This window comes from Candidatus Enterococcus wittei, from assembly GCF_002140175.1.
GTDB classification, from domain to species: Bacteria; Bacillota; Bacilli; order Lactobacillales; family Enterococcaceae; genus Enterococcus_B; species Enterococcus_B wittei.
This window is the reverse complement of the sequence record NZ_NGMO01000007.1, coordinates 1-6,758: the sequence shown is the minus strand read 5'-3', so window position 1 is coordinate 6,758 and position 6,758 is coordinate 1. Positions and strand designations below refer to the sequence as shown.

The following is a 6,758-nucleotide window of genomic DNA, read 5'->3' as shown; positions in this document are numbered from 1 at the left end:
GAAAGAAGGGTGAACATGTTACAATTAAAAGAGATAAAGAAATATTACAAAGTTGGGGAAACAACTACAAAAGCCCTTGACGGTGTCTCCGTTTCTTTTAGGAAAAAAGAATTTGTGGCGATTTTAGGCCCAAGTGGTTCTGGTAAAACAACGATGTTGAATGTGATCGGTGGGCTCGATAACTATGACTCTGGGGATATGGTCATTAATGGAAAATCAACCAAAGATTTTAAAGATAACGATTGGGATGCATACCGCAATAATTCCATCGGATTCGTCTTTCAAAGTTATAATTTGATCGGACATTTAGGCATTATCGAAAACGTGGAACTTGGGATGACACTAAGTGGTGTTGCCAAGGAGGAAAAACGTAAAAAAGCAGAAGAAGCTTTACGCCGTGTAGGGCTCAATGAACATATGAATAAAAAACCCAATCAATTATCGGGAGGGCAAATGCAACGTGTGGCCATTGCTCGAGCATTAGCCAACAATCCAGATATTCTTTTGTGCGATGAACCAACTGGCGCATTAGATACCGAAACAAGTGTTCAAATCATGGAATTGATCGAGGAACTTTCCAATGAAAAACTAGTGATCATGGTGACTCATAACCCTGAGCTCGCCCATCATTATGCTGATCGGATCATTGAATTTTCAGATGGAAAAATCGTTTCCGATTCCAATCCTCATATCGAACGTCCTAAAGATGATCAATTCAATTTACGACGTACGAAGATGAGTTTTTGGACTGCACTAAAATTATCGTTCAATAATATCCGTACAAAAAAAGGACGGACATTTTTAACTTCCTTTGCTTCAAGTATCGGGATTATCGGGATTGCTATTGTCCTATCTTTATCTTCTGGTTTCCAAAAACAAATTGATCAAACACAATCTGAGACGTTGGCAAAGTTTCCGATTACCATCTCAAAAGTAACGACCAGTCCACCATCAGATTCAGATAATTTACGTTCAAGCAAAGCAAAATATCCAGATAGTCAAACAATCACTGCAAAGATCAGCGATGAAGATCGTTCTCAACATACTAATAAAATCGATCAAGCATATATTGATTATGTCTCAGACATTGATCCTGATCTAAGTAATAACATTGGCTTTACACGTACGACTGGCATCAATTTGCTACGAGATATCGATGGTGAAGTACAACCAGTGAGCTTCTCCAATCAAAATCCCGACTCAGAATCACTCTCTTTTTCAAATACGATGTCTTCAATGACTGGTATCGGTGTATCTAGTTTTCCAACTCAACTGGATAACGAAAAAGATAACTTTTTAGAGTCAAACTATTCCTTACTATCAGGAAGTTACCCCTCTTCACCAAATGACGTCGTATTGATCGTTGATGGAAACAACAACACCAATATCAACGCATTGAAAAATCTAGGATTTGATGTCAAAGATGGAGAAAAACTGCCTTTTGACGACATTGTGGGAACCACACTTAAATTAGTCGATAACAATACGTACTATAGAAAACTCCCAACAGGAAACTTCATTCCGAATACAGATTACGAAGCAATGTATCAAGATTCAGCAAATGAAGTGAAAATATCCGGGATTTTACGTGTGAAGTCTTCTTCGACTATGGACCTATTGTCTCCTGGTATCGCCTATAGTGATCAACTAACAACAGAAATCGTCAATAAAAACAAGGATTCAGAAATTGTCCAAGCTCAAAAAAATAGTGATATCAATGTATTGACAACAGAAAAAGTCGATGATTCAACAAGACAAACATTGATCAGTTATTTAGGTGGCAACAGCTTACCTTCAAGTATTATGATCTATCCAAATAATTTCAACGACAAAGAAAAAATTCTAGATTATTTAGACGCTTACAACAAAGGAAAATCAGAAGAAGATAAAATCATCTATTCTGATCTAGCTGGCACGATGACTGAATTAACTGGCGGTATAATGGATGCCATCACCTATGTCTTAGTTGCTTTTGCTGGTATTTCACTAGTCACAAGTATGATTATGATCAGTATCATCACCTATACTTCCGTGATTGAACGGACAAAAGAAATCGGTGTCCTTAAAGCTTTAGGTGCTCGTAAGAAAGATATTACCCGAGTATTCGATGCGGAAACTTGCATTTTAGGTATTTCTTCAGGTCTATTAGGGGTATTGATTGCTTGGCTGGCCACATTCCCAATCAACAGTATCTTGTACAACATGACCGATTTAAAAAATGTTGCCCAATTAAACCCTATGCATGCTCTGGTTTTAGTCATTGTATCTACGATCTTAACGATGCTAGGCGGACACCTTCCTGCTCGTATGGCAGCGAAAAAAGATGCAGCTATAGCCTTAAGAGCTGAATAAAAGATAGAATAATCCCTTCATTATAAAAAATAGCTGCACGTAATAGACGGGGTACAAGAAAATCAAAAAGTGATTTTCTTGTACCCCGTCTTATTTGTTTTTCATTCAAGGATTCAATATTTTATTTTTTTACTTCTTCAACGATCTTTGCTAGTGCTTGTTTTTGAAAATCTGCTGCTAGCTTTTTCGTTAATTGCTGTTGTTCTTCTTGAGACATTGCTGGATTTTCTGCGAGAGCTTGCATCAAATTTTCTTGAACATAAGCTTTGGCTTCACTTTCCATGGTAGTTTTTTGTTCTTCTACACGTTTGGCTAAGTCAGCAGCTTGATCAGTACTTAATTCGATCCAGTTTGCAGGAATCTTGAAGATATTGACACGATGCGCGTACTCATGATTATTGTCTGCTATTCCAAACCAGAATTTATACTGATCATTCTTGTATACCCAACGTGTAGTTTTACTAACTTTTTCTGCTTGCCCCTCTGTTTGCTCTACTTTATTCGTTTCTTTATCCGTTCCAGTCGCTTTTGGTTTTTCTTGTTGCTCATCTGTTCGATATAAATATACTTTTTCAGATCCGTCACCTAAAGCTTTATATAGAAGCATATTTACTTCAGATTCCTTTACGCTGGAGAAAATCGGTGTTGTTTTTGTTTCAGTGACCTTTTCCATTCCAAAATGAGTGGCAACATTTGCCACGATCAGTCCTAATGAAACAACGAAAATCAATCCGAAAATGAAAGATAATAATGTTTGCCATACTCTTTTTGCAAATACGTTCGTTAAAGCAAAAGCGATGACACTTGCAATCAATACGAAAATAATCATAATTGATCCCCCGCTTTCACGACCATCGGTTCTTTTTTCTTCAATAAGAAGGCGATGATGAATCCAAGGATCCCAAAAATGATTGCCACGAAGAAGGCTGCATGGTAACCAGATAAAGTTGCGTTGATTGCTTGATCTTTATAAGCCAATGGTGTGCTATTCAAGATAGATTTTGAAGGTAAGTTACCTTTTGTTACATTGGTCAACACACTGATCAAAATCGCAGTTCCGATCGAACTAGCAATTTGGCGGAAAGTATTATTCACAGCAGTCCCATGACTGATCAGACTATTTGGTAAAGCGTTCATTCCTGAAGTCGTGACTGGCATCATCACCATAGAGATCCCAAACATTCGGATCGCATATAAAACGACGATATATAAAACCGGTGTTGTTGCTGTCAGAAAAGCAAATGGTGCTGTTGCTGCTGTTAAGATGAACATCCCTACAATCGCTAAACGTTTTGCCCCATGTTTATCAAAAATAGCACCTGTGATTGGCATCATCGCCCCCATGACTAATGCCCCAGGAAGTAACATCAAGCCAGAATGAAAAGCAGATTCACCACGAATATTTTGGATATATAAAGGTACGACCATTTCAGCCCCAACCATTGCCATATTTGTGACCCCTGCTAAGATAGCCGCAATCGTAAAGGTTGATGATTTAAATACTCGTAATTCTAAGAATGGTTGTTCTAAGTGAAGTTGACGCCATGCAAACACAGCAATAAAGATCACACCGACCACTAGGAAACTAATAACTTTGGTACTTCCCCAACCAGCATCACCGACACTTGAGAATCCATAAAGCAAACTACCAAAACCAATCGTTGATAAAATAGCTGAAAGAATATCAATACTAGGATTGGATAATGGGATCACACTTTTCATCAAGAAAAATGCTAACACTAATACAAGTACCACAATCGGAATAACCATTCCAAAAAGATCACGCCAATGATAGTTATCAATGATGTAACCTGAGAGAGTAGGTCCTAATGCTGGTGCCAAACCGATAACGATCCCTGACATCCCCATAGCAGAACCTCTTTTTTCTGGTGGGAAAATGGACAACATAATATTTTGCAATAATGGCATAGAGATCCCAACACCACAAGCTTGGATCAACCGTCCAGCTAATAGAGTGCTAAAGTTTGGTGCAATAAAACAAGTAATTGTTCCGATCAAAAACAATGTCATTGCTGAAAGATATAATTTTCTAGAACTAAATTTGTTGATTAGCCATGCTGTAATCGGAATCATGATCCCATTGACCAATAAGAAACCAGTGGTCAACCATTGCACACTAGAAGCTGAAATATCAAAATCTTTCATTAATGTCGGAAAGGCAGTAGTCAACAATGTTTGATTTAAAACCGTACAAAAAGTACCAATCAATAAAACAACGACTAAGAGAGTACGATTATATGGTTTCCCATAAATATCTACAGGTTGATTTTTACTCATATTTCTCCTTCTTTCTGATTTTTTTCTGAAACTACTAAAATACTTTATTCCTATTCTTACGTTTTGTCAACCTGCTTGACACAAGAGTCAACAAAAGTATAATTAAGGGAAATGACTAAACAAAGGAGGGGCGAAAAATGGTGGGAGCTTCACTTAAACGTTTATTAGAAAATGACCAATTATTGATAGGAATCAGTGAATTGAGTGAGGTCGTTGGTGTTTCCCCTCGTCAATTGAGATACTGGGAACACAAAGGCTTTATTCAGTCTGTTACAGCAGACAGCAATTGTCCAAGAAAATATCGCTTACCTACAGTTGTGAAAGTAGAGATCATCAAAAAGTATTTAGACGAAGGATATACCTTAACGAAAGCTGCTGAAAAAGCTCAAAATCGCTTAAATAAAATGAAACACGTCCGTAAAGTTTTTTCGAAATCAATTAAAGAAATCGAATTGATTGATGAACGATACACCCTTCTTTTGATTGGAAACTTCAAGGAAAATGAACAACTTTGTATCATCCATGACGATCAGACAGATCAAATGATCTATCAAATCATTCCTGCTAATCAAACTGTTGACATGCAACAAATCGTTGACAATCTAGGATAAATCTAAGATATTTTGGCTACATTTCTAGGTGAAAAATAAGCCGAAGAATCCAAAAATGGGAAAGCTATTTTTGGATTCTTCGGCTTATTTTGAGGTTTAAAAGTTTGATCTCAATTTCTATTAATTTTTTCGTTTACTTTCTTTTTCTAAAACTTCAGTCAACCAGTTGATGTATTCTGTTTCACGATTGATTGCATGGGAAAGAATCAGATAATGACCATAATTTTCGTGTTGCTCTTTTTCTGTTGGAAAAATCATTTTTTGACGCTGAATTAAATGTTCTCTTTTTTCTTTATGAAGTTTGTTTTGCTGCTTGATGATCTCCACCCAAGTGGGGTCGTTGATATCTTTGACAAAATAGAGTTTCAAGACAAATTCGTCTCGATTTGGTGGAAGTTCTTCTGTCTGTGTATGGATCCATTCATTTAACAATTCTTCCCCCGCTTTTGTTAATTGATAGATTTTCTTTTCTAATTTTACACCTGATATTTCCACTTCATGCTTGATAATACCCTGTTCTTCCATCTTTGCCAATTCTGGATAAATTTGGCTATGTTTCGCTTGCCAGAATTCACCGATTTCATGTTGAAAAGCTTGATTCAATTCATACCCAGTCCTACTTTTTTTACTCAATAAGCCCAACAAAATATAGCGTAGCGTGTTTTTTCTAGCCATCCTAATACCCCCTTGACAGTTCTTTGAAATCATTCTATCATAGCTAAGTAACCAAAAACATGTATTTTATTACATGTTTTAATTTTAACAGAGGTGAAAATGATGAAAGAATACAAAAATTTAGAGGATTTTATTGGTACGCATTTTATTTATACTTATGACAATGGTTGGGAATATGAATGGTATGCAAAAAATGATCACACCGTTGACTATCGTATCCATGGGGGGATGGTCCGAGGACGTTGGGTGAAAGATCAAGAAGCCGATATTGTAAAATTAACAGATGGTGTATTTAAGATTACTTGGACTGAACCAACTGGAACAGATGTCGCATTGGATTTCATGCCTAATGAGAAAAAACTTCACGGAACGATCTTCTTTCCAAAATGGGTGGAAGAACACCCAGAAATTACGGTTACTTTCCAAAATGAGCATATTGCTGAAATGGAAGCTGCTCGTGAAAAATATGAAACTTATCCAAAATTGGTTGTACCAGAATTTGCTTCAATCTCTTATATGGGGCAAGCTGGTGTAGATAATGAAGATGTAATCAGCGAAGCGCCTTATGAAGGAATGACAAACGATATCCGTGAAGGTCGATACTTTGATGAAAACTACCACCGCATAAACAAAAAATAAGAAACAATCTATTCTTTTTCCATGTCTTATTAGTTAAAATAAAAAAAAACGGATACAGGTTTTTCCTCTCGAAAATCCGATGTTCTTTCAAATACAGACAATTACAGTCAGGTAAAAAATCTGAAACGAGTGGTTTCGGATTTTCCGCCTGACTGTAATTGTCTTGCTCATTCTATTTTTTAT

At 36.7% G+C, this 6,758-nt stretch carries 6 protein-coding genes; 3 read left to right on the top strand and 3 right to left on the bottom strand.

All coding sequences use genetic code 11. The features are described 5' to 3' along the window. Positions 1 to 15 precede the first annotated feature (15 nt). Positions 16 to 2,352 (top strand): ABC transporter ATP-binding protein/permease, encoded by a 2,337-nt coding sequence (locus A5844_RS13705; RefSeq protein WP_086285717.1) that lies wholly within the window; start codon positions 16 to 18, stop codon positions 2,350 to 2,352. Positions 2,353 to 2,473: 121 nt separating this feature from the next. Here A5844_RS13705 and A5844_RS13700 read toward each other — a convergent pair whose 3' ends face one another. Both A5844_RS13700 and A5844_RS13695 read right to left on the bottom strand, forming a co-directional pair. Then, positions 2,474 to 3,181, bottom strand: a complete 708-nt coding sequence (locus A5844_RS13700) for a DUF4811 domain-containing protein (RefSeq protein ID WP_086285716.1) — start codon at positions 3,179 to 3,181, stop codon at positions 2,474 to 2,476. Continuing rightward, positions 3,178 to 4,650: an MDR family MFS transporter gene (locus A5844_RS13695; RefSeq protein WP_086285715.1), complete on the bottom strand. Its 1,473-nt coding sequence runs from the start codon at positions 4,648 to 4,650 to the stop codon at positions 3,178 to 3,180. Before A5844_RS13695 ends, A5844_RS13700 begins: the two co-directional genes overlap by 4 nt. A 137-nt stretch (positions 4,651 to 4,787) precedes the next feature. On the opposite strand from A5844_RS13695, the gene A5844_RS13690 reads away from it, so the two are divergent. Beyond that, the gene (locus A5844_RS13690) at positions 4,788 to 5,261 is read left to right on the top strand and encodes a MerR family transcriptional regulator (RefSeq protein ID WP_086285714.1); all 474 of its coding nucleotides are present in this window, start codon (positions 4,788 to 4,790) and stop codon (positions 5,259 to 5,261) included. A 120-nt stretch (positions 5,262 to 5,381) separates the two neighbouring features. Here the strand turns inward: A5844_RS13690 and A5844_RS13685 are convergent, their stop codons facing one another. Continuing rightward, positions 5,382 to 5,936 (bottom strand): PadR family transcriptional regulator, encoded by a 555-nt coding sequence (locus A5844_RS13685; protein WP_086285713.1) that lies wholly within the window; start codon positions 5,934 to 5,936, stop codon positions 5,382 to 5,384. 102 nt (positions 5,937 to 6,038) lie between these two features. On the opposite strand from A5844_RS13685, the gene A5844_RS13680 reads away from it, so the two are divergent. Next, positions 6,039 to 6,575: a phenolic acid decarboxylase gene (locus A5844_RS13680; RefSeq protein WP_161972793.1), complete on the top strand. Its 537-nt coding sequence runs from the start codon at positions 6,039 to 6,041 to the stop codon at positions 6,573 to 6,575. Positions 6,576 to 6,758 lie beyond the last annotated feature (183 nt).